Here is a 2,892-nt window from a genome sequence, read left to right on the forward strand (position 1 = left end):
GCCATGCCGAGCCTTGCCGCTGCCCAGGCGACGACGCCCTCGGCCGCAGCTTGACCCGGGGTGCCGCCTCGAGCTTTCGCTCGATCGTCGCGGCCGAGGGCGTCGTCGCCTGGGCAGCGGCAAGGCTCGGCATGGCAATCGCCGCAATCAGCGCGGCGGCAAGAGTACGTCGGGTCAGCATGTCTTTCTCCTTCGGCCTCGGCCGCATTGGCAATGCGGGCAACATGCCAAAGACAGGCTGAAGCGCCGATGAACGGAAGGTTCAGATTCCGGCTGGAGTTACGGCCGCATGACGCTTGCCGAGCGCTCGGCGAAAGGCAGGGGATGCACGATTTCCTTCTTCTGCGCGACCGGCTTGAAACCAAGCTTCTGGTAGAGCGGCAGGGCTGCGGGGTGGTCGAGCGTGCAGGTCTGCACCGTCACCCTTTTCGGCCCATGCGACCATGCCGCGGCAATCGCCGAGCCAAGGAACCAGCGGCCGATGCCTTGCCCGGTGGCGTGTTCCATCATGCCGAAATAGGCGAGCTCGACTTCCTCAGGCAGATGCGGCTTGAGGTCGAAGAAGCCTGCCGGCGAGCCGTCGAGATAGAGCACCCTGATGTCGCGATCCTCGCGGTGGATTCCGGCCGACAGCTCATCGTCATTCAGCCTCAGAACATTGACCCAGTGCCATTTGCGCCCCACCCGGTCCATCAGGTAGCGGTAGAAATGCAAGGGGATGTCCCTGGTCTTCAGCAGTGCGACCTGGCGGTTGTAGGGCACCGGTGGCGAGGCGGCCGGAGGTGCATGCATTTCGAGAAAAGTCACCGTGACTTCAATGTCCTGCAGCACTCCGTTTTCCATCAATTCATTCCTTGCCGGTAGTGGCTGGGCCGGTCACGACTGGCGTATCGGGCAATCCGCCCCACTCGGTCCATGAGCCGTCATAAAGCCTGTTGTCGGTGTGGCCAACCGTCTCCAGTGCCAGCGTGACCACCGCGGCCGTGACACCGGAGCCGCAGGATGTGACAACGGGCTTCGACAGGTCGATGCCGGCGTCCTCAATCACCTTGCGCAAACGGTCCTTCGGCAGCAGCCTGCCGTTTTCGGAAAGCGCCGAATAGGGGATATTGCGTGCCCCCGGCATGTGGCCGGAGCGGATGCCAACGCGGGGCTCGGGCTCTGAACCGGTAAAGCGCCCTGCCCCACGCGCGTCGGCAATCTGGCTTGCCCCCGTATCGACGATCCGGCGCATGTCGGCTAGGCCGACGACGCGACCAGCGTCGAAATCGGCATGAAAGACACTTGGCGCGATCTTGGTCGGTTCGGCCGTTATCGGCCGGCCGGACGCCTTCCAGCCATCGAAGCCGCCGTCCAGAATATAGGTCTGGAAGACGCCCATGACGCGGAACATCCACCATGCCCGGGGCGCGGAGAAAAAGCCTGGGCCATCATAGACGACGATGGTGTCATCCGCAGAAACGCCCATCGCGCCGACATACTGAGCAAAATGCTGCGGCGATGCGAGCGTATGCGGCAAGGCGGCGTCGGGGTCCGAAACGGCATCCTGGTCCAGGAAACGGGCGCCTGGAATATGGGCTGCATCATACTCGGCGCGCGCGTCGCGTTTTTGCGCCGGCAGATACCAGGAGGCGTCTACGATCGTCAGGCCCGGCTGGCCCAACCGCTCCTGCAGCCAGTCCGCATCGACGGTGAAAGCGCTGTCTTCGGCCATCTTTTCTCCTGCCGCTCTTTGACGGTGTCTGTCTGTTCAATTTACCGGCATCGGGCCGAAGCGGATGCGGAAGCGCCTGTTTTCCCGGCCCTTCTTCTCGATCTTGCCGATGTGGATTTCGCCGATCTCGCCGGTGCTCTTCACATGGGTACCGCCGCAGGGCTGGCTGTCCACCGAGGCGTTCTCACCGATGCAGACGAGACGGATCTTGCCCGTGCCAACAGGCGGTCTGACGTTCTTGGATTTTACCAGGCCGGGATTGGCGCCCAATTCCCCGTCGCTGATCAGCCTGGTAAAGATGGGATGATCAGCCTGCACCAGGTCCATCATGCCGGCAGTCACCTCTTCCTTGGTGAAGCTGGCGTCCGGAATGTCGAAATCGACACGGCTGTCGTCCTCGGAGACCGCCGCCCCGGTGATCGGGAATGGACAGACGACTGTCAGCAGATGGCAGGCAGCGTGCATGCGCATCAGCAGGTGCCGGCGCTCCCAGTCGATCTGCAGGTTCACGCGCTCACCGATCCGCAGCATGGCCTGCTCCGACGCCGGCACATGGATGATCTCGTCCTTGGTCTCGCCGGTGATCGTGGCGGCGATCGCGATGCGGCTGCCATCGGCACGTTCGATATGACCAGTGTCGCCCGGCTGCCCGCCCGAGGTTGCGTAGAAGATCGTCCGGTCGAGAATGATGCCGCCGCGCTCATTGATGGCGACGACCGTGGCGTCAGCCGTCCTGAGATAGGCATCGTCGCGAAACAGCGCTTCCGTCTTGTGCGCCATCACGCAACCTTTTCGAACGGCACCGAGATCTTGCTCTGCAGTTCCATCCAGCCCGGCACCGGCAGCTTCTTGTCGCGCAGGAAGTCAGGGTTGAACAATTTCGACTGATAGCGCGTGCCGTAGTCGCAAAGGATGGTCACGATGGTGTGGCCCGGGCCCAAATCCCTGGCCAGCCGCATCGCGCCGGCAATGTTGATGCCGGTCGAGCCGCCGACGCACAGGCCTTCCTCCTGGATCAGGTCGAAGACGATCGGCAGCGCGTCCTCGTCCTTGATCTGGTAGGAGAAGTCAGGCGTGAAGCCTTCGAGATTGGCGGTGATGCGCCCCTGCCCGATGCCCTCGGTGATCGAACTGCCTTCGGACTTCAGCTCACCGCTGGTGTAGAAACTGTAGAGCGC

Annotated in this window: 3 protein-coding genes and 2 pseudogenes; all 5 read right to left on the reverse strand. The window is 63.1% G+C overall.

Annotated elements, in window-relative coordinates; all coding sequences use genetic code 11:
* Window positions 1–181 (reverse strand): annotated as a pseudogene (locus EOA36_RS32455) (hypothetical protein); the annotation flags it as partial.
* A 98-nt stretch (window positions 182–279) separates the two neighbouring features.
* On the reverse strand, window positions 280–843 hold the full coding sequence (locus EOA36_RS32460; RefSeq protein WP_127280900.1) for a GNAT family N-acetyltransferase: 564 nt from the start codon (window positions 841–843) through the stop codon (window positions 280–282).
* A 4-nt stretch (window positions 844–847) separates the two neighbouring features.
* Window positions 848–1,714 (reverse strand): 3-mercaptopyruvate sulfurtransferase, encoded by an 867-nt coding sequence (sseA, locus tag EOA36_RS32465; RefSeq protein ID WP_127280901.1) that lies wholly within the window; start codon window positions 1,712–1,714, stop codon window positions 848–850.
* Window positions 1,715–1,750: 36 nt separating this feature from the next.
* Complete coding sequence (locus EOA36_RS32470; RefSeq protein ID WP_127280902.1) at window positions 1,751–2,494, reverse strand: alanyl-tRNA editing protein; 744 nt, start codon at window positions 2,492–2,494, stop codon at window positions 1,751–1,753.
* Window positions 2,494–2,892, reverse strand: a pseudogene (locus tag EOA36_RS32475) (pyridoxal-phosphate dependent enzyme); the annotation flags it as partial. The pseudogene EOA36_RS32475 and the gene EOA36_RS32470, both read right to left, overlap by 1 nt.

The organism is Mesorhizobium sp. M8A.F.Ca.ET.021.01.1.1, from assembly GCF_003998025.1.
Lineage (GTDB): Bacteria > Pseudomonadota > Alphaproteobacteria > Rhizobiales > Rhizobiaceae > Mesorhizobium.

Coding starts and splice junctions, on each gene's coding strand:
- EOA36_RS32460 (WP_127280900.1), bottom strand. CDS start 843: ATGGAAAACGGAGTGCTGCAGGACATTGAAGTCACGGTGACTTTTCTC.
- sseA (WP_127280901.1), bottom strand. CDS start 1,714: ATGGCCGAAGACAGCGCTTTCACCGTCGATGCGGACTGGCTGCAGGAG.
- EOA36_RS32470 (WP_127280902.1), bottom strand. CDS start 2,494: ATGGCGCACAAGACGGAAGCGCTGTTTCGCGACGATGCCTATCTCAGG.